Annotated in this window: 28 protein-coding genes; 15 read left to right on the plus strand and 13 right to left on the minus strand. The window is 39.0% G+C overall.

Annotation, left to right across the window (positions count from 1 at the left end; genetic code table 11):
* The first annotated feature begins 2 nt into the window (after positions 1–2).
* The 12 genes from secY (at position 3) to HMJ38_RS03305 (ending at position 11421) form a co-directional block, all read left to right on the plus strand.
* Positions 3–1325 carry a preprotein translocase subunit SecY gene (gene secY / locus HMJ38_RS03250; RefSeq protein ID WP_194972935.1) on the plus strand — a complete coding sequence of 441 codons (1323 nt, stop codon included), beginning with the start codon at positions 3–5 and terminating at the stop codon, positions 1323–1325.
* Complete coding sequence (gene map / locus HMJ38_RS03255) at positions 1322–2095, plus strand: type I methionyl aminopeptidase (protein WP_194972936.1); 774 nt, start codon at positions 1322–1324, stop codon at positions 2093–2095. Before secY ends, map begins: the two co-directional genes overlap by 4 nt.
* A 2-nt stretch (positions 2096–2097) precedes the next feature.
* Complete coding sequence (gene infA / locus HMJ38_RS03260; RefSeq protein WP_040480068.1) at positions 2098–2316, plus strand: translation initiation factor IF-1; 219 nt, start codon at positions 2098–2100, stop codon at positions 2314–2316.
* 94 nt (positions 2317–2410) lie between these two features.
* Entirely contained in the window at positions 2411–2527 is a 117-nt protein-coding gene (gene rpmJ / locus HMJ38_RS03265; RefSeq protein ID WP_014772314.1) for a 50S ribosomal protein L36, read from the plus strand.
* A 5-nt stretch (positions 2528–2532) separates the two neighbouring features.
* The gene (gene rpsM, locus HMJ38_RS03270) at positions 2533–2910 is read left to right on the plus strand and encodes a 30S ribosomal protein S13 (RefSeq protein WP_084118501.1); all 378 of its coding nucleotides are present in this window, start codon (positions 2533–2535) and stop codon (positions 2908–2910) included.
* Between the two features lie 16 nt (positions 2911–2926).
* Complete coding sequence (gene rpsK, locus HMJ38_RS03275; protein ID WP_194972937.1) at positions 2927–3325, plus strand: 30S ribosomal protein S11; 399 nt, start codon at positions 2927–2929, stop codon at positions 3323–3325.
* 20 nt (positions 3326–3345) lie between these two features.
* Positions 3346–3948 (plus strand): 30S ribosomal protein S4, encoded by a 603-nt coding sequence (rpsD, locus tag HMJ38_RS03280; RefSeq protein WP_194972938.1) that lies wholly within the window; start codon positions 3346–3348, stop codon positions 3946–3948.
* Positions 3949–3979: 31 nt separating this feature from the next.
* Positions 3980–4969, plus strand: a complete 990-nt coding sequence (locus tag HMJ38_RS03285; protein ID WP_194972939.1) for a DNA-directed RNA polymerase subunit alpha — start codon at positions 3980–3982, stop codon at positions 4967–4969.
* Positions 4970–4974: 5 nt separating this feature from the next.
* On the plus strand, positions 4975–5499 hold the full coding sequence (rplQ, locus tag HMJ38_RS03290) for a 50S ribosomal protein L17 (protein ID WP_194972940.1): 525 nt from the start codon (positions 4975–4977) through the stop codon (positions 5497–5499).
* 129 nt (positions 5500–5628) lie between these two features.
* Entirely contained in the window at positions 5629–6726 is a 1098-nt protein-coding gene (gene carA / locus HMJ38_RS03295; RefSeq protein WP_194972941.1) for a glutamine-hydrolyzing carbamoyl-phosphate synthase small subunit, read from the plus strand.
* A gap of 22 nt (positions 6727–6748) precedes the next feature.
* Positions 6749–8026 (plus strand): phosphopyruvate hydratase, encoded by a 1278-nt coding sequence (gene eno / locus HMJ38_RS03300; RefSeq protein ID WP_194972942.1) that lies wholly within the window; start codon positions 6749–6751, stop codon positions 8024–8026.
* Between the two features lie 158 nt (positions 8027–8184).
* The gene (locus tag HMJ38_RS03305) at positions 8185–11421 is read left to right on the plus strand and encodes a S41 family peptidase (protein ID WP_194972943.1); all 3237 of its coding nucleotides are present in this window, start codon (positions 8185–8187) and stop codon (positions 11419–11421) included.
* A gap of 61 nt (positions 11422–11482) precedes the next feature.
* On the opposite strand, the gene HMJ38_RS03310 is transcribed toward HMJ38_RS03305, so the two are convergent.
* The 5 genes from HMJ38_RS03310 to HMJ38_RS03325 all read right to left on the minus strand — a co-directional run bounded on the left by HMJ38_RS03310 (position 11483) and on the right by HMJ38_RS03325 (position 16039).
* Entirely contained in the window at positions 11483–12124 is a 642-nt protein-coding gene (locus HMJ38_RS03310; RefSeq protein ID WP_194972944.1) for a hypothetical protein, read from the minus strand.
* A gap of 209 nt (positions 12125–12333) precedes the next feature.
* Entirely contained in the window at positions 12334–12552 is a 219-nt protein-coding gene (locus tag HMJ38_RS25255) for a hypothetical protein (RefSeq protein ID WP_228779848.1), read from the minus strand.
* A gap of 3 nt (positions 12553–12555) precedes the next feature.
* Entirely contained in the window at positions 12556–13395 is an 840-nt protein-coding gene (locus HMJ38_RS03315; RefSeq protein ID WP_228779849.1) for a DUF6340 family protein, read from the minus strand.
* 70 nt (positions 13396–13465) lie between these two features.
* On the minus strand, positions 13466–14626 hold the full coding sequence (locus tag HMJ38_RS03320; protein ID WP_194972945.1) for a hypothetical protein: 1161 nt from the start codon (positions 14624–14626) through the stop codon (positions 13466–13468).
* A 90-nt stretch (positions 14627–14716) separates the two neighbouring features.
* Positions 14717–16039 carry an aminotransferase class I/II-fold pyridoxal phosphate-dependent enzyme gene (locus HMJ38_RS03325; protein WP_194972946.1) on the minus strand — a complete coding sequence of 441 codons (1323 nt, stop codon included), beginning with the start codon at positions 16037–16039 and terminating at the stop codon, positions 14717–14719.
* Between the two features lie 306 nt (positions 16040–16345).
* On the opposite strand from HMJ38_RS03325, the gene HMJ38_RS03330 reads away from it, so the two are divergent.
* Complete coding sequence (locus HMJ38_RS03330) at positions 16346–17668, plus strand: prolyl oligopeptidase family serine peptidase (protein WP_194972947.1); 1323 nt, start codon at positions 16346–16348, stop codon at positions 17666–17668.
* Positions 17669–18060: 392 nt separating this feature from the next.
* Here HMJ38_RS03330 and katG read toward each other — a convergent pair whose 3' ends face one another.
* The 3 genes from katG to HMJ38_RS03340 all read right to left on the minus strand — a co-directional run bounded on the left by katG (position 18061) and on the right by HMJ38_RS03340 (position 21126).
* Complete coding sequence (gene katG / locus HMJ38_RS03335) at positions 18061–20313, minus strand: catalase/peroxidase HPI (protein WP_194972948.1); 2253 nt, start codon at positions 20311–20313, stop codon at positions 18061–18063.
* Between the two features lie 201 nt (positions 20314–20514).
* Positions 20515–20640 carry a hypothetical protein gene (locus HMJ38_RS25505; RefSeq protein ID WP_262892867.1) on the minus strand — a complete coding sequence of 42 codons (126 nt, stop codon included), beginning with the start codon at positions 20638–20640 and terminating at the stop codon, positions 20515–20517.
* Positions 20641–20751: 111 nt separating this feature from the next.
* The gene (locus HMJ38_RS03340; protein WP_194972949.1) at positions 20752–21126 is read right to left on the minus strand and encodes a hypothetical protein; all 375 of its coding nucleotides are present in this window, start codon (positions 21124–21126) and stop codon (positions 20752–20754) included.
* A 302-nt stretch (positions 21127–21428) separates the two neighbouring features.
* On the opposite strand from HMJ38_RS03340, the gene HMJ38_RS03345 reads away from it, so the two are divergent.
* Positions 21429–21680, plus strand: coding sequence for a hypothetical protein (locus tag HMJ38_RS03345; protein WP_194972950.1), 252 nt, complete (start codon positions 21429–21431; stop codon positions 21678–21680).
* Positions 21681–21712: 32 nt separating this feature from the next.
* Here the strand turns inward: HMJ38_RS03345 and HMJ38_RS03350 are convergent, their stop codons facing one another.
* The 4 genes from HMJ38_RS03350 to HMJ38_RS03365 all read right to left on the minus strand — a co-directional run bounded on the left by HMJ38_RS03350 (position 21713) and on the right by HMJ38_RS03365 (position 24646).
* On the minus strand, positions 21713–22309 hold the full coding sequence (locus tag HMJ38_RS03350) for an SRPBCC family protein (RefSeq protein ID WP_194972951.1): 597 nt from the start codon (positions 22307–22309) through the stop codon (positions 21713–21715).
* Positions 22310–22321: 12 nt separating this feature from the next.
* On the minus strand, positions 22322–23122 hold the full coding sequence (locus HMJ38_RS03355) for a hypothetical protein (protein ID WP_194972952.1): 801 nt from the start codon (positions 23120–23122) through the stop codon (positions 22322–22324).
* Between the two features lie 4 nt (positions 23123–23126).
* Complete coding sequence (locus HMJ38_RS03360; RefSeq protein WP_194972953.1) at positions 23127–23906, minus strand: SDR family NAD(P)-dependent oxidoreductase; 780 nt, start codon at positions 23904–23906, stop codon at positions 23127–23129.
* Positions 23907–24028: 122 nt separating this feature from the next.
* The gene (locus HMJ38_RS03365) at positions 24029–24646 is read right to left on the minus strand and encodes a TetR/AcrR family transcriptional regulator (protein ID WP_194972954.1); all 618 of its coding nucleotides are present in this window, start codon (positions 24644–24646) and stop codon (positions 24029–24031) included.
* Between the two features lie 210 nt (positions 24647–24856).
* Here HMJ38_RS03365 and HMJ38_RS03370 point away from each other — a divergent pair, with 210 nt between their 5' ends.
* A complete protein-coding gene (locus HMJ38_RS03370) occupies positions 24857–25375 on the plus strand; it encodes a hypothetical protein (RefSeq protein ID WP_194972955.1) in 519 nt (172 codons plus the stop codon).
* A 31-nt stretch (positions 25376–25406) separates the two neighbouring features.
* Here HMJ38_RS03370 and HMJ38_RS03375 read toward each other — a convergent pair whose 3' ends face one another.
* Positions 25407–26294 carry a diacylglycerol/lipid kinase family protein gene (locus HMJ38_RS03375; RefSeq protein WP_194972956.1) on the minus strand — a complete coding sequence of 296 codons (888 nt, stop codon included), beginning with the start codon at positions 26292–26294 and terminating at the stop codon, positions 25407–25409.
* Positions 26295–26352 lie beyond the last annotated feature (58 nt).

The raw sequence follows: 26352 nt of genomic DNA on the forward strand, positions 1-26352 counted from the left end.
AAATGAAAAAGTTTATCTCAACAGTTAAGAATATCTTTTCTATTGAAGATTTAAGAATCCGTATTCTAAATACTATCGGTTTTCTGATAATATTTAGGTTGGGTTCTTTTATCGTATTGCCTGGTGTAGATCCTTCAAAATTGAGTGAAGCACCAGAAGGTATATTCGGTTTGATTGATACTTTCCTTGGAGGGGCGTTCAGTAATGCCTCTATCTTTGGTTTGGGAATTATGCCTTATATATCTGCATCGATCGTGTTGCAGCTATTAACTGTTGGTGTACCATATTTTCAGAAATTACAAAAAGAAGGTGAGTCTGGTAGAAAGAGAATAAATCAGATCACTAGAGTTCTGACTATTGCGATTACTGTTGCTCAGGGTGTCGGTTATATTACTGCTACCATATTGCCTACAGGTGCTGTAATGGTAAGTACTTCCCTTTTCATGTTCAGTTCCCTAGTTTTGCTTTCAGCAGGAACGATGTTCTGTATGTGGTTAGGTGAAAAAATTACAGAGAAAGGTATTGGTAATGGTATTTCGATGCTGATCATGATCGGGATCATTTCAAGATTTCCAGGTGCGATCATCGCTGAAGTCCTGTCCAAAGGTACTTCCGGAATGTTGTTGCTTTTGATAGAAGCAGGATTATTGTTCTTGGTAGTGCTTTGTGTTGTTGCCTTGACAGAGGCGACGAGAAGAATACCTGTTCAATATGCAAAGCAGGTAGTAGGAGGAAAAGTGTACGGGGGACAAAGACAATACATTCCAATTAAAGTAAATGCTTCAGGTGTAATGCCTATTATCTTCGCACAGTCTTTGATGTTCTTACCTGCCTTAATTGCTCAGATATGGTCATCAGAAAGTGATATTGCGAACTACATAGGAAGTACATTCAGTGATTTCACATCTTGGCAATACAATCTCGTGTTTGCACTTATGATTATCTTATTTACGTTCTTTTATACTGCTATTACGGTTAATCCTGAACAGATTGCGGAAGATCTTAAAAGAAATGGTGGATTTGTTCCTGGAATCAAACCCGGTGCTCCTACCTCAGATTTCATAGACAATATCATTTCCAGAATTACACTTCCAGGCTCCATACTCTTGGCAGTAGTTGCGATCCTTCCTGCATTTGCAATCATAGCGGGTGTTGGTGGAGAATTTGCTCAGTTTTATGGTGGGACTTCTTTATTGATCATGGTTGGCGTAATCATGGATACCTTGAGACAAATTGAAAGTTATCTATTGATGAGACACTATGAAGGAATGATGAAAAGTGGGAATATGAAAAATAATCCTTCTAACTACGCTGCCGCGATATGATTCATTATAAGACTTCTGAGGAAGTTCAAATAATCAAGGAAGGTGCACAGATATTAGGAAAAGCTCACGGAGAAGTAGCAAAATATGTTAAAGAAGGGGTAAAGACCTCATTTCTGGATAAGGTTGCAGAAGAATACATCAGGGATTTCAGTGGTGTACCTTCATTTAAAGGTTACAATGGATTTCCTTCGTCACTGTGTATTTCAGTAAATGAGGTCATAGTACATGGTTTTCCTAGTAATTATGTTTTGAAAGATGGCGATATAATCTCAGTGGATTGTGGAGTCTTTCACCAAGGTTTTCATAGCGATTCCGCTTATACTTACCCTGTCGGTGAAGTCTCCCCACAAGTTTTGTCATTGCTTAAGACAACCAAAGCATCTCTTTATCTTGGCATTGAAAGTGCCGTATTTGGAAATAGGATAGGTGACATTGGTTTTGCTATTCAAAAGTTTGTTGAAGCAAAAGGTTATACTGTAGTCCGTGAACTTGTAGGTCATGGTCTTGGTAAAAATTTACACGAAGCCCCTGAAGTTCCAAATTACGGAAAAAAGGGTAGTGGTCCCTTAATGAAAGATGGATTGGTGATTGCAATTGAACCGATGATCAATTTGGGAACAAGAAATATTGTTCAGGAAAGAGATGGTTGGACAATCAGAACTGCAGATAGGAAAGCATCTGCTCATTATGAACATACAGTAGCTATCTTTGAGGACAGAACAGAAATCTTGACTACGCATCAGTACATAGAAGAAAATTTTAAATTCTAAATATGGCTAAACAGACATCTATTGAACAAGATGGAACAATAATAGAAGCATTGTCCAACGCAATGTTTAAAGTGGAATTGGAAAACGGTCACCAGTTGATTGCACACATTTCCGGTAAAATGAGAATGAATTACATAAAGATCCTTCCAGGGGACAAAGTCAAATTGGAGTTGTCACCTTATGATCTTTCAAAAGGTAGAATCGTTTACAGATACAAATAAAATGTCATTTAATGGACTTTGAGAAAATCAGAGATTTATCAATGGTTTTTCTAAAGATTATTACATGTGGCGGTTTATTATAAATTTAAAACACATGAAAGTAAAGGCATCAATTAAGAAAAGAAGTGTTGATTGCAAAGTGATCCGTAGAAACGGAAAGCTTTACGTCATCAACAAGAAGAATCCTAAGTTTAAACAAAGACAAGGTTAATCATTATGGCAAGAATTGCAGGTGTTGACATACCAGACAACAAACGTGGTGAAATCGGCTTGACCTACATATTCGGTATAGGTAGGAGTTCAGCCAGAGCGATCCTGGAAAAAGCGGGAATTTCTTATGACAAGAAAGCCGGGGAGTGGGATGATGATGAATCAACCGCTATCAGAACCATCATTACTGAAGAGTTCCGTACTGAAGGAGCTCTCAAGTCAGAGATTCAGTTGAATATCAAGAGATTGATGGATATCGGTTGTTATAGAGGTTTGAGACACAGAAAAGGTCTTCCTGTTAGAGGTCAAAAAACCAAGAATAACGCTAGAACTAGAAAAGGTAAGAGAAAAACTGTTGCTAACAAGAAGAAAGCAACTAAATAAAATCTTGAATTAGATTATGGCTCAGAAAAGAAACGATAAAGCTAAGAGTAAAAAGAGAGTTGTTAAAATTGAAGCAGTAGGCCAAGCGCATATTAAAGCTTCTTTCAACAACATAATCATCTCTATTACCAATAATTCGGGTCAGGTGATTTCTTGGGCTTCTGCCGGTAAAATGGGATTCAGAGGATCAAAGAAAAACACTCCTTACGCTGCACAAATGGCCGCACAAAATTGTGGTCAAGTAGCTTATGACTTGGGATTGAGAAAAATTGAGGTTTTTGTAAAAGGACCTGGTGCAGGACGTGAGTCTGCTATCAGAACTTTGCAAAATGTAGGTTTAGATGTCACTACAATTGTTGATGTGACTCCGCTTCCACATAATGGATGCCGTCCTCCAAAACGTAGAAGAGTTTAATTTCTTAAAGAAGATATAGAATGGCAAGATATACAGGTCCAAAGGCAAAAATCGCCAGAAGATTCGGTGAGCCTATCGAAGGATACAGCAAAGCTCTCCAGAAAAAAAATTACCCTCCAGGACAACACGGAAGGGGTAGAAGAAAAAAACAATCCGAATATGCTATTCAGCTTGCTGAAAAGCAAAAAGCAAAATACATCTATGGTGTATTGGAAAGACAATTCGCTAAAATGTTCGGTATTGCTTCCAGAAAACAAGGTATCACTGGAGAAAATCTCCTTCAGTTACTAGAGTCCAGATTGGACAATGTAGTGTACAGATTGGGAATAGCTCCAACAAGAAGAGGTGCAAGGCAACTTGTTTCTCACAAACATATTCTTGTTAATGGTGAGTTGGTAAATATACCTTCATATACTTTGAAGCCGGGTGATGTAGTGGCAGTTAGAGAACGTTCTAAATCTCTTGAAGCTATCACTAACAGTTTGGCAGGCAAAAGCAACCGTTATCCTTGGTTAGAGTGGGATAATACCTCTTTAGTAGGTAAGTTCGTTTCAATACCAACCAGAGATGATATTCCTGAGAATATCAAGGAACAGTTGATTGTCGAACTTTACTCTAAATAATAAACTTTCAGACTTAAATAGAACTATTGATATGTCCATATTAGCATTTCAAATGCCCGAGAAAGTGGTGATGGAAAAAGCCGATGATTTTCACGGTTTGTTCACCTTCAAGCCACTTGAAAAGGGCTATGGGGTCACCATAGGTAATGCCTTGAGAAGGATTTTGTTATCTTCTCTAGAAGGCTATGCCATCACATCAGTGAAGCTTCCAGGTGTAGTACATGAATTTTCCACTGTCGAGGGCGTTGTTGAAGATGTGACAGATATCATTCTTAATCTTAAGCAGGTTAGATTTAAAAAAGTCCATGATGCCATAGACGGAAAAATCACTGTTGAAATAAAGAATCAATCTGTTTTCACTGCTGGAGATATCGCCAAGTTCACTTCTTCTTTCGAAGTTTTGAATCCTGAGTTGGTAATTTGCCACTTGGATGATTCAAAGGGTTTTGAAATTGAATTGACAGTTGAAAAAGGAAGAGGATACCTTCCCGCTGAAGAATCCAAACCAAAAGAGCAAGTATTTGGAGTAATTCCAATTGACGCTGTTTTCACTCCAATTAAGAATGTGAAATACAGTGTTGAAAATACAAGGGTTGAACAAAAGACAGATTTTGAAAAGTTGATCTTGGAAGTATCCACAGATGGATCTATCCACCCTGAAAAAGCTTTACAGGAATCTGCGAAAATCCTTATTCAACACTTTATGCTGTTCTCTGATCAGACAATGGTACTTGATTCCACTGGCATTTCAGAACCGGAACCTATTGATGAGGAATTTTTGCACATGAGAAAGTTATTGAAAACTCCTTTGAGTGATCTTGACCTTTCTGTTCGTGCTTTCAATTGCCTAAAAGCAGCAGATGTGAAAACGCTCGGAGATCTTGCCAAACTTGAAATTTCTGACATGATGAAATTCAGGAATTTTGGAAAGAAATCTTTGGCTGAACTTGAGCAACTTATCCAAGAGAAAGGTTTGACCTTCGGGATGGATCTGTCTAAGTATAAACTTGATGAAGAATAATTAAAATGAGACACGGTAAGAAATTCAATCACCTTGGCAGGACTGCCAGCCACAGGAAGGCAATGCTTTCTAACATGGCTACTTCCCTGATTCTTCACAAGCGTATTTCTACTACGCTTGCCAAGGCTAAGGAACTAAGAAAATATGTAGAGCCTCTGATTACCAGAGCAAAAGAGGATATTACCCACAATAGAAGAATTGCCTTTTCCTACCTTCAAAGCAAAGAAGGGATAAAAGAGCTTTTCGGTGAAGTAGTAGTTAAAGTCGGAGACAGAACAGGTGGATACACCAGGATTATCAAAACCGGATTCCGTTTGGGAGATAATGCTGAAATGTGTATCATTGAATTGGTTGATTTCAACGAATTGATGTTGAAAGATGCCAAGCCAGCCAAGAAAACAACCCGAAGAAGCAGAAGAAGTTCAGGTAAAACTGAAGGTGCTGTAGCTGAGACCGCTCCTACTGCAAAAGCAGAAGAGGCAGCTGATCAAGCTGATGACAACAATGAAGAAGAAAAATCTGCCGAATAATTGATGTTGGTTAGATTTTAAATATGAAAGGGATTGGACTTAGGTTCGATCCCTTTTTTTATATCCAAACCATTTTCCCGTGTCTTATACTTTAAAAATCACTAACTTTGGCAAGTCCAAAATATAAAGATGAACAAACAAAAAGCAACCCTTCTTTTAGCCGATGGAACATTATTTAATGGGACTTTAATAGGCAGCCCAGGTACCAACGGCGGTGAAATTTGTTTCAATACAGGAATGACCGGATATCAGGAAATCTATACTGATCCATCCTATACAGGTCAGATTATTGTCACCACAACCTCGCATATCGGTAATTATGGTGTTATCAACACAGAAATAGAATCTGATCATCCAACCATAGCTGGAATTGTAGTAAACTCATTTTCAGAGATTTTCAGTAGGATTGATGCCAGTGGTTCATTGCAGGATTATCTCGTCAAATATGGTATCACCGGTATTGCCGACCTCGATACCAGAAAGCTGGTAAGACATATACGGGCTAAAGGCGCGATGAATGCCATCATCAGCTCTGAGTTTGAAGATGACCTTGCGGGTCTAAAAGCTGAACTCAATAAGATTCCGGATATGAACGGCCTTGAACTTTCTTCAAAAGTTTGTACAAAAGAACCTTTCTTTTTCGGGGATGAAAATTCAAATTATAAAGTAGCCTGCCTGGATTTTGGGATAAAATATAATATTCTTAGAAGCCTTTCAGAAAGAGGAGTCTATTGTAAGGTTTTTCCAGCTAAGACTTCTTTGGCTGAAATGGAAAAATGGAATCCAGATGGTTATTTCCTTTCCAATGGTCCCGGGGACCCTGCGGTTATGGAATACGCTGTGAAAACTACAAAAGATATTTTGGACACAAATAAGCCTGTGTTTGGAATCTGCTTAGGACATCAGATTTTAGCAGAAGCATGTGGTATTTCTACCTTTAAGATGCATCATGGCCACAGAGGCTTGAATCACCCGATCAAAAACCTGCTTTCAGGAAAGAGTGAAATCACTTCTCAAAACCATGGCTTCGTGGTAAAAAAAGAAGATGTGGAAAACAGTGACACTGTGGAAATGACACATATTCATTTGAATGACCAAACTGTTGCGGGAATAAAATTGAAAAACAAACCTGCATTTTCAGTACAGTATCATCCTGAATCCTCTCCAGGCCCACATGACTCGAGGTATTTATTTGATGACTTTATATCTTTAATGAACAATAATTAAACAACCTTAAACCTTTTAAATTATGACATTGATTCAATCAATTCACGCTAGACAAATTTTAGACTCCAGAGGGAATCCTACTGTGGAAGTTGATGTAGTGACTGAAAACGGAGCTTTTGGAAGAGCAGCTGTACCTAGTGGGGCCTCAACCGGAGTAAACGAAGCAGTTGAACTTCGTGACGGAGATAAATCCAAATATCTTGGAAAAGGTGTTTTAAAAGCCGTTTCCAATGTGAATGATATCATTGCGTCTGAGTTGCTTGGAATGGATGTTTTTGAGCAAAATCTGATTGACCAAATCATGATTGATCTTGATGGCACTTCTACTAAAAGTAAATTAGGTGCAAATGCAATCCTAGGCGTTTCTTTGGCGGTGGCCAAAGCAGCAGCTATGGAATCCGGTCAGCCCCTATACAGATACATTGGTGGTGTCAATGCAAATACACTTCCAGTTCCCATGCTGAATATCATCAATGGTGGATCTCATTCAGATGCCCCAATTGCTTTTCAGGAATTTATGGTAAGACCTGTTGGAGCTTCAAGTTTTTCGGAAGCTATCAGAATGGGTGCTGAAATTTTTCATCATTTGAAAAAAATACTTCATGATAAAGGCTTAAGTACCGCCGTAGGTGATGAAGGTGGTTTTGCACCTAATTTTTCTGGAGGCACAGAGGAAGCTTTGGCCTGTGTATTGGATGCAATCAAAAATGCAGGCTATAAGGCAGGTGATCAAGTCACCATTGCTTTGGATTGTGCTGCTACAGAATTTTACAAAGATGGGAAATATGACTATACTAAATTTGAAGGACCTAATGGAAAAATAAGGACTAGGGAAGAGCAGGTAGAATATTTGGCTGAATTGACTCAAAAGTATCCAATTGATTCTATTGAAGATGGTTTTGCTGAAGATGATTGGAAGGGTTGGGCGATGCTTACTGCCAAAATCGGCGACAAGATCCAAATAGTTGGGGATGATTTGTTCGTTACAAATGTCAAATTCCTCAAGAGAGGTATTGAAGAAAAATCTGCCAATTCAATCCTAGTCAAAGTAAACCAAATCGGTACCTTGACAGAAACCCTCAAAGCAGTTGCAATGGCGCATAAGGCTGGTTATACCGCCGTAATGTCTCATAGATCGGGTGAAACTGAGGATTCAACAATAGCTGATTTGGCTGTTGCAACCAACTGCGGTCAGATCAAAACAGGTTCAGCTTCAAGATCTGACAGAATGGCTAAATACAATCAGTTGCTAAGAATTGAGGAGCAACTGGGGGAGTCAGCTATTTTTAATGGAAAGTAATGAAATGATCAAATGAAATTATGATTTAAAAGGCAGTCTTCGGGCTGTCTTTTTTTATTTTAACACCAAACCTTTATTCATCAATCCATCGGTAACTGTTTTCTTTAAAAATGCGGGTTTTTCCGTAAATTGATACCGAAACTAAATCAACTACCTATATGAAAATTATATATACCTTTTTGGTTTTTTTGGGATTAACCTTACCGGTTTTATCCCAAAATAACCCTCTTTGGCTAAGATACCCAGCCATTTCTCCTGATGGAAATGAAATTGTGTTTGGATATAAAGGAGACTTGTTCAAAGTCAGTACGGATGGAGGTACAGCCCTGCCACTTACGCTTCACGAAGCCCATGATCAAATGCCCGTATGGAGTCCTGATGGCAAGCAGATAGCCTTTGCCAGTGACAGATATGGGAATTTTGATGTGTATGTCATTCCTTCATATGGCGGAGAAGCCAGAAGATTGACTTTCCATTCAGGAAATGATATCCCTTGGGATTTCAGTCCTGATGGCAAACATATCATATTCAGTTCTCCAAGAAATGATTTACAATCCTCTGTACGTTTTCCTAATAAAGGGTTATTTGGAAAACTCTACCAAGTTCCCGTAGCAGGAGGGCGCAGCACATTGCTTTCTACTGCAGGTTTTCAGTCTGCGAACTATGATCTAGATGGAAGCAAAATTATTTTTCAGGATAGAAAGGGATATGAAGATGAATGGAGAAAACGGCATACCTCATCAGTAACCAGGGATATCTGGATTTATGATTTGAATACCAAGAAATTTACGCAAATCAGTGATTTTGAAGGGGAGGACAGAGAACCAATTTTTTCATCTGATGGAAAATCTGCATTTTATCTAAGTGAGAAAAATGGTGCTCAGAATATTTTTAAACGTGAAATTGCTTCCGGTCAAGAAGAGCAATTGACCAACTTTAAAGACCATCCCGTAAGACATCTGAGCAGATCAGATAAGGATCTGTTGAGTTTTTCTTGGAACGGAGAGATTTATACGCTCAAAGAAGGAGGAGAACCCCAAAAAGTAAACATTTCAATTTTTGCTGATTTCAGAGGAAATGAAGAGAAAATAGTGTCCGTCAATGGTGGCGCCACCGAAATGGCGCTTTCTCCAAATGGAAAAGAAATAGCCTTTGTATTCAGAGGTGAGATTTTTGTTACCTCAGCAGATAACAACCTTACCAAACGGATTACCAATACTGCTGCACAGGAAAGAATGCTCAGTTGGTCAGAAGATGGAAGAACTCTTTTTTATTCCACAGAAAGGGGAGACAGTTGGGATATCTACAAAGCCAGTATTGTGAGAAGTGAAGAGCCATATTTCTATACAGCTACACTGATCAAAGAGGAGCCTGTGATAGCTTCTGATAAGGATGAATTTCAACCTTTGGTGTCCCCTGACGGGAAGGAAATAGCTTATTTGGAAGAAAGAAATACTTTAAAAATTTTCAACTTAGGAACAAAGACCTCTAGAACGATAATTCCTGAAGGACAGAATTTTTCATACAGTGATGGTGACCAGGACTTTACCTGGAGCCCGGACAGCAAATGGATTATTGCAAAAAATGCTTTGGGTTATTTCGGAGGAAGTCATATGGTGTTATATGATGCTTTGGGTACTCAAGAAGGTGTTAATTTGACCAATAGCGGATTTTCTGATGGAGGCGGAAAGTTTGCCATGAAAGGAAAGGCCTTTATCTGGGCAAATGATAAGGATGGGAAAAAGCCATTGGCATTTCAAGGCTCCAGAGAATTGGATATTTATGCCATGTTCTTCGATAAAGAAGCGTATGATAGATTCCGCTTGAGCAAAGATGAGTATGAATTGACCAAAGAAATAGAAGATAAAGAAAAAGGTAAAAACAAAGAGAAAGATAAAAGTCAAGAAAATGATAAGGACAAAGTGATGGAGCCTTTGGTTCTTGATGTTGAAAATATAGAAGACAGAAAACTTAGACTGACGACTGGTTCAGTCAATTTATCTTCTTTTGAATTGTCACCTGACGGCGACAAACTTTTTTTCATGGCCAGTTTCGAAGATAAGTATGATGTTTGGTCACTGGATACCAGAACCAAGGAATTAAAATCATTGGCCAAAACCAATTCAGGTCCGGGTACGATAAAATTGGATAAAGAAGGCAAAAACCTTTTTGTATTGGCCAATGGAAAAATTTCCAAAGTAGAGACAGCAACCGGAAAAATCTCAAATGTGGGGATCAATGCTGAAATGGTTTTAAATTCTTCCGGTGAAAGGGAATATATTTTCCATCACGCATGGAGGCAGGTGAAAAAGAAATTCTACGATCCCAAACTGCATGGCATTGATTGGGATATGTATAGGGCAAATTATGCCAGATTTTTACCCCATATCAACAATAATTATGATTTTCAGGAATTGTTGAGCGAAATCCTGGGAGAACTCAACGGATCGCATACAGGTGGGAGATATTCCCATAGACCTGAAAATGGAGACGCTACCGCTTCCTTAGGGCTATTTTATGATGAAACAGCTTTAGGCGCAGGGTTAAAAATAGAAGAAGTAATTCCCGGCGGTCCAATGGATAAAGCACAGAGCAAAGTCAAAGCCGGTCATGTGCTAGAAAAAATTGACGGCATTGAAATCAATGATGCCATGGATTGGAATTTGTTGCTCAATAGGAAAGCTGATAAAAACGTGCTGTTAAGTCTTTATGACCCGGGCACTAAATCCAGATATGACGAGACCGTTAAACCCATTGCAATCGGTGCTGAAAATGCCCTGGTATATAAAAGATGGGTTAAGTCTATGAGGGAAATGGTAGATGAGCTCAGTGATGGTAAAATCGGGTATGTACATGTTCAAGGCATGAATGATGGCAGTTACAGGGTGGTTTTTGATGAGGTTTTGGGAAGAAATGCTGACAAAGAAGCACTGATTGTAGATACCCGCTTTAATGGTGGTGGATGGCTGCATGAGGATCTTTCCACGTTTTTAGACGGAAAGCCCTATGCTACTTTTAGGCCTTACGGATTAGTATCCAAAGGAGGAGAACCAAGAGACAAGTGGTCCAAACCCAGCGTGGTGTTGATGAGCGAAAGTAACTATTCTGATGCCCATGCTTTTCCTTACGCATATCGAGCCAAGGGAATTGGAAAGTTGATTGGTATGCCTGTACCGGGTACCAGTACAGCTGTTTGGTGGGAAGCCCAGATTGACCCTACCATTGTATTTGGGATTCCGATGATAGCCTTTTACGGTGTTGAAGAAGATAGGCCTTTGGAAAACCTTCAATTAGAACCGGATATCAAGGTGGCGACACCATTTGAAGAAATACTTTACGGGAAAGATGCACAGATTGAGGCAGCTGTAAAAGCGCTATTGAAGGAGATCAAGTAAAGTCAGTAGATTCTAGTTTCAATGAAAAAGCTATCCAGATTTTGGATCGCTTTTTCATTGATCATTTTAAAGCCTCCAGACTGATCAAACTCATCTTTTTGCCTGGAATATCTTCTTTAAAAAGTAAAATTTGCGAATCAGAATAAGTGGTGACTATATATTTAACAAGTTGGTTTTTACTACCTAAGAATTCATTTATCTCCAAAATTATTTCCCCGTTTTTTTCATAGGGTTGGTTCCATTGATCCTTTTGAAGTGGTTGATTGAGTAATTTGTCTTTATGGTTGAATTTGTTCCTGTTGTAGGTGCGTTCAAAGCGGTAAGAAAATTCTTTGGATTCCAATAGTTCTGTGATTTCATTGACATCAGACTGATTGGATCTATAGATAATTGCGGAATAGGCAGATGTTTTTGAAAGTATAGTATTCTCCTGAGTCTCATGGGTTACTAATATATGGCTTCCTCCCCGCATTGAAGCTTCTGTTCTCAATTTCCTCAAAGCCCGGTTATTAACGTTATTGATTGCGGCAATTATTGTAACCCCTTTTGCCTTTGCAAAAATAGTCCCGACTTTTTTCATGTCTTCAGTAATCTCAGAATCAGTTATGACCTCAATTTCATCAGGATTTGTATAATTCTCAATTTTTATATACCTGTCTATTTGAGCAAATGATACGTTCCAAACTAATGTCAAAGCAAGCAACAGTATTGTTTTTTCATAGGTAATTTTTTTTGAAAAAAGATTAATAACTTAGTCTAGTAACGAGGTCAACTAGTCAAAGTTCCATGATGCTGCATGAATTTTAGTTGAAAAAATTCATTGACAAATTTTTATAAACTTAACTTGTTTACTACTTGGCTGATAAAAAAATTAGGGTTTATGGGCTCCTCTTTTCAGATATAAACCCGTCATTAATCATTATCCCTTATCAATTGTTCCCTGACAATATCCTCCTGTATCATTCTTCTGGATAATTCTTGGGCATAGGTCCTGCCTTTCTTGTAACCATAATCCGTAAAAGCTTTTCCTGCCCAAATACTCGCCTCTTGCAAATCTCCCATGACCTCATTGCCCAGAGCGATGTTATAGGCTAGCCTACCTCCGGTTTTGCGATCATTAATTAAGGTCAAACCTTATTGCCAGGTTTCAATTGCTTCCTCCCATTGACCTACCTGAGCCAATCGTGATCCTCTTGCAAGGGCTGGATTGGACTTTGGTTTTTCGTACATGGTACGGCTAATGGATACATTCATGGGGGCAATCCTTTTTGCATAACTTGCGCCTGCCATTCTTCCGACATACTGCGTTGCCCGGACTTTATCTATCAGCATGGCTGCGGCCTGAGTACGTGTTTCAGCTTCTGCTGACCATAGGTTGGTCCTGTCATAATTTACCTGATCAAAAATATTTCTGGTTTTAGGTTCATATAGTCTGAAGCCAGCACTGACAGAAGCCATGCCTTCCAAGTAGATTCCCTCTACTTCAATCTCTTTGGAATCCTTTCCGGTCCCCACGGTTTTTTTGACCATTTTCCTTTTGTCTGTAATCACAAAGTCAGAGGAGAATTTTTCCAATACCAAGACGGCATCGACTTCATATTGTCTGCAAAAACCTTTGATCTGTTCCCAGGTCAAAGGTGTCGGGAAAGTCTGTGCAAAAAGTCCACCTCGTAATCTCTCCCTTGCCCGGATGACTTCATACCTCGGGGAAGTATTCAATTCTTGTTGGACAGTGGTAAGGGTTGCTTCGGCCGCATTCTTTACTTCAAAGGGTGCCTCTCCGGTAAGTATTCCCTCGATAATGGCCAGTCCTTCACTTTGTGGTGCTGTTCTATCCACCAATAATAGGCGTTGAACATAAGTGGGAACACTTATTTCTGCGGGAACCATTCTATTAAGGGTTACAGTCTTGCTGCAAGAGCCAAATAGCATGGACCCAAAAATGATCAAAAGAATTGGGATTTTTAGTTTCATAAAATCATTTCAACTATTGTAATGATTACAATCAGATATTAAAGGTTGCATTAAAGAGGGAAATTGACAACTACTTTAACTTTGTTTTAAACAGCACTTCATAATCTCTTTCGACTTCATTTTTATTGGGTGAAAACCAAAGATGTCCCTCTTGATCCACAAATTCCAGTCGACCCAAAAAATCAGGAACATCTATGTTTATCGGAAGGCCTTCTTCATTAAAAACCGCCAGAACAGACTTGTTATTTTGTCCTACTACTCTAAAGGATTCTTGAAAATCAGTGATACCTTCTGTGATATTTTGGTATTCCTCATCGGATAAACCTTGATTATAGGATAGCACTATTTGATCACCCGATATAAAAATATTGTTAATAGAACCGTATGCAAAATCCCTTACATCGAAACGGATAACCTCCTTATCGACTGCTTTGGGGTCTTTTCCATCCATCAAGTGAAAAGGTTCAATTTTTAATTTGATTTCATTTTTGGGGATTTCAAGGTTTTCCCAATCATAATGATAAACCTTTGGATCATTTTTGAAGGCAAGGTAAATCCCCTTTTTATTTGCCCTAAACACAGGTATAGAATTGGCGATAGGGAAGGTTTCTTTTGTATTAAACCTCGATGTGGTTGGGTAAGGCAAGATACCCGTAAAGGTTCTTTGGCCAACATCAATTGCTTCCAATTTAGTACCTGTTGCTTCAGTGAAAAAACCTGCACCTTCAGGATTTCTTGTGCCATATACTGCTACAGCATTGTTTTCATCTATAAATTGAAACTGATCAGCATTTTGGATGATTAAGTTAGATATGGGGTCAAATTCAGGTTTGATGCTTTTTATTAAATTCCCATCAAATCCAAAAACAAACATCCCCTTGCTTCCCAACAAAGCAATTTCCTCATTATTTCTGAACTGAGGACGGCCTGATAGGTTTGGTCCTATAGACTCAGGTTGGTCACCGGTTTTATTGATCACAATCTTAATTTCTCCCTTCCGGTCTATAAGAAGCATATCGGTTTTTTGTTGGTCCAAAGCCAGAAAGTGCTGACCATCTGGACTGATATGAGACCATGCCATGGCACCAATATAGTCTACAACAAGAGAGTCAAGGATTTCAACAGAAAAAATAGTATTGGTTCCGCTCGTTTTTTGGTCTTGTTCCTTATTGCAGCTTGCCAAAACTGTCAGGAAAAGAATGGAAAGTGTAATTTTAAATCTATTATTCATATAGTTACAAGAATTCCACAAAGTAAAACTATTTCCTTATCAGGTTAATGTATTTTATGAAAATTTAAGAATTGAGGTAGATCAAATGGACTATGTATACTTTTTCTTCAGAATATATTTTTTCAGCCGTCCCATTGCCACATGCAAGGCCTGATGTCCAATACTGGAAATAACCATCCTAAACAACCCTTTCTTTTCGTGGCCAAATCCATTCCCTGGAGTCAATAATATTCCTGTTTTTTCAAAAATTTCCAACCATAATGCATCTTGGCCGGGATCAGAATTTTCTGGCAAGAACTCCGACATATCCATCCATACAAACAGACTACCGTAGGAGGGGTTAAAGGGAATACGAAGTTCCTTCAAGCAACTCACTACAATCACATAGGATTCAGCCAAAGCCTTTTGGTTGGCAGCTATATACTTTCCCATAAAATCAAGGTCTTCCAACAACTCCTGTAAAACCCATTGGGTGTAATTGGAAACAGCGTGGGAAAGTCCTGCATTTCGATAGCCATTGATCAATTCTTCATTATAAGAATGCAGTAATCCAACCCGAAAGCCTGAAATACCCAAGTCTTTGGAAAAAGAATACCAAAAGTGAAGATATGGGTTTTTCTTTTTAGCCATCAATTGCCCAAAGGATACAAACTCAATGGGGTTTGGATAATCAGATTTGATTTCAGGATGATGGATATCGATGGGGGACAATCCATAAATTTCATTAACAATCAGGTGGATTTCATTTTCGATGCACCAGGAAGCTAATAGGCTTAGCTGTGATGCCGAATAAATGCCTCCCGTGGGATTATCAGGAGAAGTTAAAATCAACATCCTGAACCGACTTCCCAAGGCTTGAATCTCTTTTTTGGCCTTTTCCAATTGATCAATGGAAAGTGGTATTCCATCTTTCAGTTCGTTAATTTCAGTATGGGTTTGTAAATCAAAACGCTTTATTCCTGGAACCACCCCTATATCGGCTGTATAGACCGGATAACTAGGTGCGGGTATCACAGCAGTATCCCCATGGTCAGCCAATAAAAATGATGTCATCTCAATCACAGAAGTGGCACCTGCCGAAAATGCGAGCGAGTCCCCCGGGATTTCTTTTTTGATTAAAAATTCAGATAGGAACTTGGCCGCGGCTTCCCTAAATGACAATACCCCCGCAGGGTCCCCATAACTGGAAACCCAATCAGGGATATCTTTTGCTTTGGTAATGGACTGTATTTTTTCACGAAGCATTTCCCAGCAGAGATGATTTTCTGCTACATTCATTGGGAAAGTACCTTTTGGATTTTCTATTTCATCATATTTGTTTTCTAGCGCTTGGTTATAAATTTCCAGGTCAACCCTCATGGGTTTATCTGCTGCCTGAGATCCTCTGTGAGAAAGACTATTTTGACTTTGCATGATATGTTCAATTATTAATATCTTAATTTAAAGAAAGTTTCATTAACCAAAAGATTAAATTGAATATAGGATTTCAAAGTCATTCTAACGGTATTTTTCTTTTCTAAAAAAATATTTGTTTCAAATGATTGAAATCCATCATCAAAACTTTTTAATAGATTCTATTTTTGACTTTATTCTTTTGGGGGAATTTATTTTTTGCAGTTAGGATCACAGTCTGGATTATTTCCGTTCCTGTAATTCTTTAAAGGAATTCCACTCATTGTTTTTATCTTTTTCATACGAATTAATTCCTTTTAAACTCCTATGAAAAAGATAAACCTATTCACCTTATTGGTTATATTTCTCAGCCTTATTGGCCATAGCGGATATAATGTAAATGCTTCAGAAACCGATAAATACCTCCCTGATGATCAAGGTGACTACTACTGGGTGGTGGAAGGCTTTGATTGGGGACCTGCTGTCAATAAAGTAATCTTGTCATTAGAGGAAAGTGTCAAGGAAGCCCAAGCCAACCAATACCAAGTCTATGCAACGCGAAGCTTGGAAGGAGTGCAGATTGCAGAGGAAAGTGCCTCGGGAAGTCGTTCAGTAGTCTATGCCTATGTGTCTGATGAAATGGGCAACAGAATTGAAGAGGGGAAGCACATTGCTTTAGTGCTCGGAGTTAGTCCAGAATTACCATTAGGGTCTCCTTTTCAATATACCAGAATCAACAACCGTGGAGGGAATTATTGGGTGGACTACAAACTGACTGTGATTGATACCAAGTCAGGTCAAGTATGGAATAATCCGGTCGGTAAAATCATGCCCCTCGTGGATCAGTTTGACCTCAGCCAACAATATAAATATGGAAATAATCACAGTATGTCCTATGCGGTTTATAACCCACCAGCCAATAATACAAAAGTTCCCCTGATTATCTGGCTCCATGGAGGGGGAGAAGGTGGCTATGACCCGACTGTGGCATTACTGGGCAATAAGGCTGTCAACTATGCTTCCCCAGAAATCCAAGTCCTGTTTGGAGATGCCCATGTTTTGGTACCCCAAGCCCCCACTTTCTGGATGCAGGCCTCTGAGGGGGGAATGACAAGGGGACAGGAAAATGACATTTATAACGAAGCTCTTTTTGCTTTGATACAGGAATATGTATCCAAAAATCCGAATATCGATCCAAAAAGAATATATGTGGGTGGATGTTCGAATGGAGGCTATATGTCCCTCAAATTGATCATTGAGCATCCGGATTACTTTGCCGCAGGCTTTATCAGTGCATTGGCCTACCACAATGAATTTATCAGTGATGAACAAATCAAAAAGATAAAAAATGTACCGATGTGGTTTGTACACTCCAAAGATGATACGACTACCGAAGCGGCCCTGACCGCTATTCCACTTCACAATAGATTAAAAGCTGCAGGTGCAAAAAATGTTGTATTTACCTTGTACGATCATGTGACGGATATCACGGGTTTTTTCGGAGGGGAAAATTACCATTACAATGGCCATTGGTCTTGGATATACAGCCATGCCAATGTAGCCAAGACCGACTACGACGGTTCTCCTGTATTACTCAATGGCCGCCCGGTTACCATTATGGAGTGGTTAGCAGCCCAAAAGAAAAAATGAGGGAATGAATTTGAAATAAATTCTAATTTGCAGAGAGGTTAAAAGAGGGGAAAAGATGTGTGATTTTTTGGAATTTTTTTTGGAACTTTAAATTACGGATATCATTTGACAAAGGGAAATGATAGAAATATCTGAACAGTTTTCGAATGTTGGCAAACCAACGAATCCTGTAAAAAGATGTTGACAGTAAAAATCAAAAAAGAGCCGGCCATTTTGGACCGGCTCTCTATATTTTCAATTGATTTTCCGAAAATTCCGAAAAAATAAAACTTTTCTTAAAATAGCCGAATGATGCTCATCTTATCAATCTACATCTACCATCATCTCGATTTTTCGAAATTCAATAAATTTATTTTTAGCTTACCTGTTTGTAACATTTAAGACAAGCGATCTTAATAAATCAAATCAAACCTATCCAAGTTCATCACTTTATTCCAGGCAGCGGCAAAGTCTTTGACAAACTTTTCTTTATAATCTTCCTGGGCATAGACTTCAGCCAAAGCCCTCAACTCAGAATGGGAACCAAATATCAGATCGGCTCTGGTAGCAGTGAATTTAAGTTCTCCTGATTTTCTATCTCTACCTTCAAACTGCTCTTTGGTCTCATCAGCAGCTTTCCATTCCGTGCTCATATCCAATAGATTGACAAAGAAGTCATTGCTCAAAGCGTCTTTTTTATCAGTAAAAACACCATGGTTTGACCCGTCAAAGTTTGCATTCAAGGAACGCATACCGCCAACTAGCACAGTCATTTCTGGAGCAGTCAAAGTCATAAGCTGCGCTTTGTCCACCAATAATTCCTCAGTAGATAGTTTATATCTTGTTTTCAAATAATTTCTGAATCCATCAGCCATAGGTTCCAAAAGTTCAAAGGATTCCATATCAGTTTGTTCCTGAGATGCATCCATTCTACCTGGATTGAACGGAACTTGGATCTTGTATCCCGCATTGGCAGCCGCTTTTTCCACTCCGGCATTTCCGGCAAGGACAATCAGGTCAGCCATGGAAACTTTTTTGGTATTGGATTTAGCATTGAAGTCATTTTGAATTTTCTCCAAGGTAGATAAGACTTTTTGTAGTTGCTTGGGATTGTTTACCTCCCAATCTTTCTGTGGAGCCAATCTGATTCTAGCACCATTCGCTCCGCCACGTCTGTCAGAACCTCTGTAAGTAGAAGCAGAAGCCCAGGCCGTGGATACCATTTCATTGATGGATAATCCTGAATTCAAAATACTAGTCTTCAAGCTGGCGATATCTTGTGAATTGACCAAAGTATGGTTCACAGCAGGGATAGGATCTTGCCAGATCAAATCTTCCGTAGGTGCCTCAGGGCCTAAGTAGGTTGTTTTTGGACCCATATCTCTGTGGGTCAACTTAAACCAAGCCCGGGCAAAAGCCTCATTGAAGGCATCCTGGTCTTCCAAAAATCTTCTGGATATTTTCTCGTACTCAGGGTCAAATCTCAAAGACAAATCTGTAGTCAGCATGTAAGGTGGCTGCTTTTTGTTGGCATCAAATGCATCAGGAATAATCTTCTCTGCATCCTTTGCCACCCACTGATGTGCACCTGCAGGACTTTTCATCAGTTCCCATTCGTATTTGAAAAGGAAAGTCAAATAATCATGACTCCATTGTGCCGGAGTAGATGTCCAGGTTACTTCAAGACCGGAAGTAATGGCATCTTGGCCTTTACCGGATTTGTAAGTACTCTTCCAACCAAATCCCTGCTCTTCGATATCAGCAGCTTCCGGCTCTGCACCAACATTGGAAGCAGGACCTGCACCATGGGTTTTACCCAAAGTATGACCACCTGCAATCAAGGCTACGGTTTCTTCATCGTTCATCCCCATTCTGCCAAATGTCTCACGGATATCATGTGCCGCCAAAACCGGGTCAGGATTTCCGTTAGGACCTTCAGGATTTACATAGATCAAGCCCATCTGTACAGCCGCAAGCGGATTTTCCAAATCACGGTCACCGGAATAACGCTCGTCATCCAACCATTTGGTCTCCTTGCCCCAATACACATCCAACTCCGGTTCATACACATCTTCTCTTCCTCCTGCAAATCCGAAGGTCTCAAATCCCATGGATTCCAAGGCAACGTTTCCGGTCAAAACCATCAAATCCGCCCAAGAAATCTTATTTCCATATTTCTGCTTGATAGGCCAAAGCAATCTCCTGGCTTTGTCCAAGTTGCCATTGTCCGGCCAACTGTTCAATGGAGCAAAACGCTGCTGACCAGAACGCGAACCGCCACGGCCATCAGCTGACCGGTAAGTACCTGCACTGTGCCATGCCATTCTGATAAACAATCCACCATAATGACCAAAATCCGCTGGCCACCAATCCTGGGAATCAGTCATGACGGCACGGATGTCATTTTTTAACGCTTCATAATCCAAGCTTCTGAATTCTTCGATATAATTAAAATCTTCTCCTAATGGATTGGATCGTTCAGAATTCTGCCGCAGAATACTGAGATTTAATTGGTTTGGCCACCAATCAGCATTTTGGGTAGCTATCGCGTTGCTGAGACTTTTCTTGGTCGCCCCAGACCACGCTTCCACTTCAGGTTGTTCCTGTTTGCAACCGGTAAGTAAAGCACCTGCCAAAAGGGCAAATGCTAACATAATTTTTTTCATTTATTTCTGATTTAGTAATTTTTTGGGGAATTAACTTCGAAATCAAAGATACTCTCTATGACGTTGTAAATTAAATTGATATTATCTATTAGGCATTGAGAGATTGAATATTTGATCGGTAAAAAGGGAAAAGCATATGCAATATCTTTAGGATAGCTATTTAGATTGGGTGGTTTATGACTCTGGTTTTTAGAAAAATTTCTATTTAGACACTTCAAACCAATCATTATAAAAAACTGCAATTTCCTTGGGGCTACGAAGTTTACCATTTTGAATATGCTCTATCAACTCCGGGCAGTCTTCAAAGTATTTTTCTAATGTCTTCATTTTTAAGCCAAAGATACCTTGGGTAACACGGATAAAGAAATCCTCATCCTCGCGTTTGAAAAGGTCTATTGCTTCAATTATAGAAGACTCCTGATCAATGAATTCCCATTGTTAATAAGTCAAATAACCATTTTCTTTGACTTTCAAAAAATATTTCTTCCCGAGGTTCTCCTGACTTAAATATTCTGTCCTGAATAAAATAGAATTCACCTGAATCCAATGGCTTTCAAAAATATTTTCTCCCATCGCATACCCCTTAATCTTACGTGGCCCATATTTTTTCACAAAGACTCCATTTCTTTTAAATCGAATTTTCTTGTACAACCTAGCAAAGGGGTCCCCCCTCCGGTCTTTGACCTTACCTGTAAGAGTATCAAAATCATGCTTGATCAAGTATCCTGAGCCGTATCCATTTTGCGCTTTGACTTCTGGAAAACTAATTACGGAGAGTATGAGGAAAGAAATAATTTTTACAAATCTATGCATGAAATTTTTTACCGTGCATTTCTAAAAGGCATGACTCATTCTTAGAAATTCGCATTCAAGAATTGAGCCGTACAGCCAAAGATATGTTTTTTGATCAAAGGATAATTTTTTTTATAGCTTAGGTATCTTTTCCAGTAGAACAATGGAGGCAAATCAAATGCTTGTAGTTCCAGCTAATAAATAAATTAAAAAGGGGGTAAGCCGAACTATTCGGGCTAATGATTAAATCATTGGATGGACTTACCTCACCATAGAATGAAACTTCCCCTTATCTTTGACCATCACACAAAACGAAGCAAAACATGTTCGAAGGCCCCAACTATCCCAAAACCTTAGATGAATCTCTTTTTGACGATTGGCTGGAAAAGGGCCGTTCAAGCAAAATTCCCTATGCTTACCTGATTGTCATTTGGGATGAATTGGATGGATTATACACGCCCGTATATGTTGAGGAGAGAAGTGAATTGCATAATTATGCCCGCTATGGTCAGGCGCCGGACCATCAGCTTTTGGTGGCTGCTTATGACCTATATTCTGAGACGAGGGTGATATAGGTTGCTTTTCAGAATTTTTACATATTTTTTTCTCATCGGATTTTTGACAGATTACTGTTATCATTTCCTACAGCAATCAACTCCGCCTCCTGTTTCAGCAAAATCAGCCATTTGTCATGTTGCTTTCTCAACTTATTGGGCAAGAAAATCTTTTGAAGTTTTGCCAAGGAGCCTGTTTGGGACTCATCGGTGATGACTTTGCATCCTGTTGCAGTGCGAAAAATTACCCAAGCATGAATGCCTTGTATTTTCTTTTCCTTGAATTGCCAGGAAAGTGCTTGGTACGGTTCAAAATCCATAATTTCATTGTTCAGTGATTGTCCCATCGAATTCCAGAACACCTTGGTATTTGGCGATAATGCTGATTGGGTTTCATCCTCAAACCGTATACTTTGGATACCATCATACCATTCAGGCCAATCCTTGGCATTGATCAATAAGACCCAGACTATTTCAGGAGAAGCATAGATTTCGATCTCATTATGTACATAGAAGTCACTAATTTTGGGATCAAATTCAGCAGGCCAATTGATCAGGTTTTCTGCCTCATTGTATTTCTTTGAACTGCTTTGGCCCAATACAAAATGTGCCAAAAGGCTGAGGATAAGTGTGGGGATAATTGTTTTCATTTTCTGCTTTCTTTATTGATGAGGAATTTCTTTAATTTCTTTTTCAATTCGTTCGGGCCAGAATGGCTTTCCTTTGACTGCCTGAAGCAAGGTAAATGTGGCCAATGCCCCATAGAGTACTCCTGTCAGTAAAACCGCTTTGGAACTTCTAAGGACATAAAAAGATAAAACAGGCAGCACCTGTAATGCATGCATGCCTATAAAATGAGACACCCTTAAGTCTCCCACTTTTCTGCTCCATCCCACAATAAGGAGATGGGAATTGTCATTTTCAAGTCCCACAGAATGGCTCATTCTACTTCCCATCAAAAAGCCCTCAAAGGCAAAAATCACAAAGATGACAATTCCCAGTCTGATGCCCCAAAGGTAGTTGGTGGGCAAGTCAGGAATATCCTGAATAAAAAATAGGATTCCGATATAGGCAGTGTATATGGTGACAACTGTGGCTGCGAACGCCATCATGGAAAACATCATTGAATGAAACGGACTACTGATATTAAAATGGGATGGCTGTCCCTGACTTGCCTTCCACGTGATATACACAATCTCAAAACCTAACAAAATGATGACCACCCAATTGAATACTTGCACATTGAATGAGGGTAAATAATGGCAGTACCAAGCCATGGCCCAAGCAAACAAAAAGGTTGAAAATGCAAATTTGAAAGGCTTGTACCAGGCATTTACCTGATAAAGTTGAGTTTGTGAGATTCGTGTCATCAATAAAAAGACCAGGGCAAAAACAAGACAGACCAATCCAAAACTGAACAAAGTTTCATTTCTGAATTTCAATTCCAAGAGAAAGGCTTTCATAAGATTAGGAGGGTATACTTGCCAAGTTCTTTTTAATTCGCATCATGATTACCCCTGGGGTAATTCTGGGGAGATTGGTCAAAAACCAGTTCATTTTCCCTACCACTTTCTTACCCTTTCCATGCAATAAAAGTTGGACCCCTTCCTTGGCCACTTCTTCCGGCGGAAACGGCTTATTGGCACTCATGGCGTTGGTTTTTCTCATTTCCGGTGTATGAAAAGGTGTCTCCACCGTTCCGGGACAAAGGGTGGTCACGATGACACCGCTGTCTTCCAATTCCGCAGCTACTGTTTGAGAAAATGCCAACACAAAGGATTTGGTGGCAGAGTACACGGAATAATAAGGAAACGGCAAAAAGGATAGAATGGAGGCTACATTCATGATTCTGCCTGATTTTCGCTTTGACATATCCCTACCAAACAACTTGTTCAGAACCATCAGGCTACTGATATTCAGGTTTACCATATCCAATTCATGGTCCAAAGAGGTTTCCACAAAATCCCCATATCCTCCAAAACCGGCATTATTGACCAAGTGGGTTACTATAAGATTTTTAAATTTGATTTCATCATATAGTTCCATGGCATTTTGGGGATTTGACAGGTCCTTTGGTATAAATTGAACTTCAACTTGATCCCGTTCAACCAGGTATTTTTGAAGCTGTTCCAATTTTTGGATGCTTCTTGCCACCAAAATCAGATTGTATTTCTTTTGTGCCAAGATTTTGGCCATTTCATAACCGATGCCTGATGAAGCGCCTGTAATTAGGATGTATTCTTTCATGATATTTTATAGTTTGATTATTTGATTCTTGTCCAAGTTTCTGATCTCCCAAAAATTAAAGTTGATTTTAAAATATGAATATTGTTTAAATTATGGACGTTGTTCATTAATGAATAAAAAAATTATTTCTTATCGATTAATGTCACAAACTCTTCGTAGGCTTTTCCCATCATACTATCAGGGTTTTCTAGATTTACGCCTTTTACTCTTTGGCTAATATGTAAGGAACACATGCCGTGAACCGTGCTCCAGATGACAAAGGATAGCGGTTCCAATTGATGCCCTTCAAAATGACCCTTTTGAATACACTGAGCCACGTTTTTCAGCAAGACATCAAAGGTAGCCTTTCCCTCATTCCATTCTTCTTTGTGCATAGACTCCAGAAAATCCATAGGTGCCTTCATGTTGAACATCAGGTCATACATATCGGGATTGTCCATTGCAAACTGTAAGTAAACTCTCCCAAGTGCCTTAAGCCTTTCCATTGGATCGGATACGTTGTTCAAGATCCTCATGGCGCCTCCCAAATGACCGAATCCCTGTGTGTGCAGTTCATGGAGTATGTCATTTTTGTCCCTAAAATATACATACACCGTTCCAACGCTATATTCGATTTCTTCAGCAATTTTCCTGATCGTAACTTGATCTATACCCTTTTTGACAAATAATTTTTTGGCCGCATTCAGAATCAAAGTTTTGATCTCCTCTTTTTCTTTGGCTTTGCGTTCGGAAGTACCCATTGATTTTAAAATATTATTTAAATATAAATGAACAGTGTTCAATAATCCAAATTTTTGATGAAATATTTTAAATCAAAAGGGATGATTCGCTCTTCACGTCAATTTCTTTTATAGTTCGATAAGCTATATGGAAAAAAAATGGAGATAAATCATAAACATTGCTGTAATTTATGTGAAATGTAGGTTCAGATATTTCAAATTAGAGTTCACATGAAAAAGCACATTAATCTTCTCATTCTTTTGGCAATAATTTCCTGCAATAGAATAGTTCCTGATCAAAAAGAAATTGAAAATAAGATACACAGCCTTTACGCCATGAAGGAAAGTATCTATGAAGTGGTCGTGGATACAAGCCTGTTTTCCAAGGATCTTGTTGAGGAGCTCAATAACTTGAAAAGGGTCCGAAAAATGGATGAAGAAAGAATCCGCAGAAGTGAACACCCCGGTGATAAACCTATCATGATTGAAGGGAGTTTTTTTTCAAGTCTTATGGATGGTTACACTGAGTATGCTATAAAAGGAATTTCTATAGAAGATTCCTCTGCTGAAGTTATGGTGGAATTTATATATCCTTCTGATCCTGTAGAAAAGTGGCAGGACAAAGTTGTTTTGGTAAATGAAAAAGGATGGAAAATAAATGACGTTATTTTTTCTTCGCCAATGACGAAAGACAAAAACCTAAAAGAAAGGTTGATTGCCGTCAAAAGTCAACTCAAAGGTGGTCATTGACAAATCTGGACCTTATCTGAATGGAATTTATTTATTGACTTACTATTTCAAAATTGGTGTAAAACACGATTTTCTTCTTATCCATAATGATTTCCACGGTTCCATGATCTTCCCTAATTTCACCGTCTATATGAAATTCGGCTTTATCCAGATTTTCAATAATGACTTTTTCTCCGCTTAATGTCTGCACAAAATTCAACTTTGAAAAGTCCTCCCGAATAAACCCAACTGTCAATGCCATCCATTCCTTAAGGCTGCTTGGATTGAGAACAATTATCTCAAATTTGCCGTCATTCATTATTCCTGTCGGGTTTATTTTTGCACCGGTACCATATCTATCACCGTTGGCTATGACGAGCATTTTTGCATTGACAAGTATTTTTTCACCATTCAGATCCAAGGTAAAGCTGTATTTGTTGTCTTCAAATATCTGAGCAACTGAACTTCTAAAATAACTGCCCATGCCTCTTTCATCACTTTCCTCAAATTTCTTAATCAGACCCGCATTGAATCCGAAATCACATATATGCAAACAAATATCTCCATTGACATCCAAAACATCCATCTGAATGGTTTTTCCAGCATTTAATGCCTTGATACTGTCCTCCCAAGTCTGAATGCCGAGACAGGAAGACAGGCCGTTTGCAGATCCGAAAGGTATGGGAAGCAGGGGGATTTGTAAGTCACCGAGTTGAGAAGCCACCAGCTTGATGGTTCCATCTCCACCGCCTACCAAGATGAGGTCGTAGGTATTCTCTTTTAATAATTGCGTTATCTTTTGTTCATCCCCATGTCCGGTAGTATTCCAAACTTTTATATCATATGCTGTTATGCTCCGATAAATATTGTCAACCAGTTCAGGTTGATTGTCCAAATTTCCGGCATTTGGATTTACGATCAATAAGGCACGTTTACCCATATATAACTTTTGAGGCTAAATTTTAAAAATGAATTATCAAATGCCGTTCCTAATATTC

Origin of the sequence: Aquiflexum lacus, assembly GCF_015476655.1 — a bacterium.
GTDB classification, from domain to species: Bacteria; Bacteroidota; Bacteroidia; order Cytophagales; family Cyclobacteriaceae; genus Aquiflexum; species Aquiflexum lacus.

Coding starts and splice junctions, on each gene's coding strand:
- HMJ38_RS03345 (WP_194972950.1), top strand. CDS start 21,429: ATGTTCGAAGGCCCCAACTATCCCAAAACCTTAGATGAATCTCTTTTT.
- katG (WP_194972948.1), bottom strand. CDS start 20,313: ATGAAAAAAATTATGTTAGCATTTGCCCTTTTGGCAGGTGCTTTACTT.
- HMJ38_RS03325 (WP_194972946.1), bottom strand. CDS start 16,039: ATGCAAAGTCAAAATAGTCTTTCTCACAGAGGATCTCAGGCAGCAGAT.
- HMJ38_RS25505 (WP_262892867.1), bottom strand. CDS start 20,640: ATGAAGACATTAGAAAAATACTTTGAAGACTGCCCGGAGTTGATAGAG.
- rplQ (WP_194972940.1), top strand. CDS start 4,975: ATGAGACACGGTAAGAAATTCAATCACCTTGGCAGGACTGCCAGCCAC.
- HMJ38_RS03315 (WP_228779849.1), bottom strand. CDS start 13,395: ATGAAACTAAAAATCCCAATTCTTTTGATCATTTTTGGGTCCATGCTA.
- rpmJ (WP_014772314.1), top strand. CDS start 2,411: ATGAAAGTAAAGGCATCAATTAAGAAAAGAAGTGTTGATTGCAAAGTG.
- HMJ38_RS03285 (WP_194972939.1), top strand. CDS start 3,980: ATGTCCATATTAGCATTTCAAATGCCCGAGAAAGTGGTGATGGAAAAA.
- HMJ38_RS03370 (WP_194972955.1), top strand. CDS start 24,857: ATGAAAAAGCACATTAATCTTCTCATTCTTTTGGCAATAATTTCCTGC.
- HMJ38_RS03355 (WP_194972952.1), bottom strand. CDS start 23,122: ATGAAAGCCTTTCTCTTGGAATTGAAATTCAGAAATGAAACTTTGTTC.
- HMJ38_RS03375 (WP_194972956.1), bottom strand. CDS start 26,294: ATGGGTAAACGTGCCTTATTGATCGTAAATCCAAATGCCGGAAATTTG.
- secY (WP_194972935.1), top strand. CDS start 3: ATGAAAAAGTTTATCTCAACAGTTAAGAATATCTTTTCTATTGAAGAT.
- eno (WP_194972942.1), top strand. CDS start 6,749: ATGACATTGATTCAATCAATTCACGCTAGACAAATTTTAGACTCCAGA.
- HMJ38_RS03305 (WP_194972943.1), top strand. CDS start 8,185: ATGAAAATTATATATACCTTTTTGGTTTTTTTGGGATTAACCTTACCG.
- rpsD (WP_194972938.1), top strand. CDS start 3,346: ATGGCAAGATATACAGGTCCAAAGGCAAAAATCGCCAGAAGATTCGGT.
- infA (WP_040480068.1), top strand. CDS start 2,098: ATGGCTAAACAGACATCTATTGAACAAGATGGAACAATAATAGAAGCA.
- HMJ38_RS03320 (WP_194972945.1), bottom strand. CDS start 14,626: ATGAATAATAGATTTAAAATTACACTTTCCATTCTTTTCCTGACAGTT.
- HMJ38_RS03365 (WP_194972954.1), bottom strand. CDS start 24,646: ATGGGTACTTCCGAACGCAAAGCCAAAGAAAAAGAGGAGATCAAAACT.
- HMJ38_RS03330 (WP_194972947.1), top strand. CDS start 16,346: ATGAAAAAGATAAACCTATTCACCTTATTGGTTATATTTCTCAGCCTT.
- HMJ38_RS03340 (WP_194972949.1), bottom strand. CDS start 21,126: ATGCATAGATTTGTAAAAATTATTTCTTTCCTCATACTCTCCGTAATT.
- rpsK (WP_194972937.1), top strand. CDS start 2,927: ATGGCTCAGAAAAGAAACGATAAAGCTAAGAGTAAAAAGAGAGTTGTT.
- HMJ38_RS03350 (WP_194972951.1), bottom strand. CDS start 22,309: ATGAAAACAATTATCCCCACACTTATCCTCAGCCTTTTGGCACATTTT.
- HMJ38_RS03360 (WP_194972953.1), bottom strand. CDS start 23,906: ATGAAAGAATACATCCTAATTACAGGCGCTTCATCAGGCATCGGTTAT.
- map (WP_194972936.1), top strand. CDS start 1,322: ATGATTCATTATAAGACTTCTGAGGAAGTTCAAATAATCAAGGAAGGT.
- rpsM (WP_084118501.1), top strand. CDS start 2,533: ATGGCAAGAATTGCAGGTGTTGACATACCAGACAACAAACGTGGTGAA.
- carA (WP_194972941.1), top strand. CDS start 5,629: ATGAACAAACAAAAAGCAACCCTTCTTTTAGCCGATGGAACATTATTT.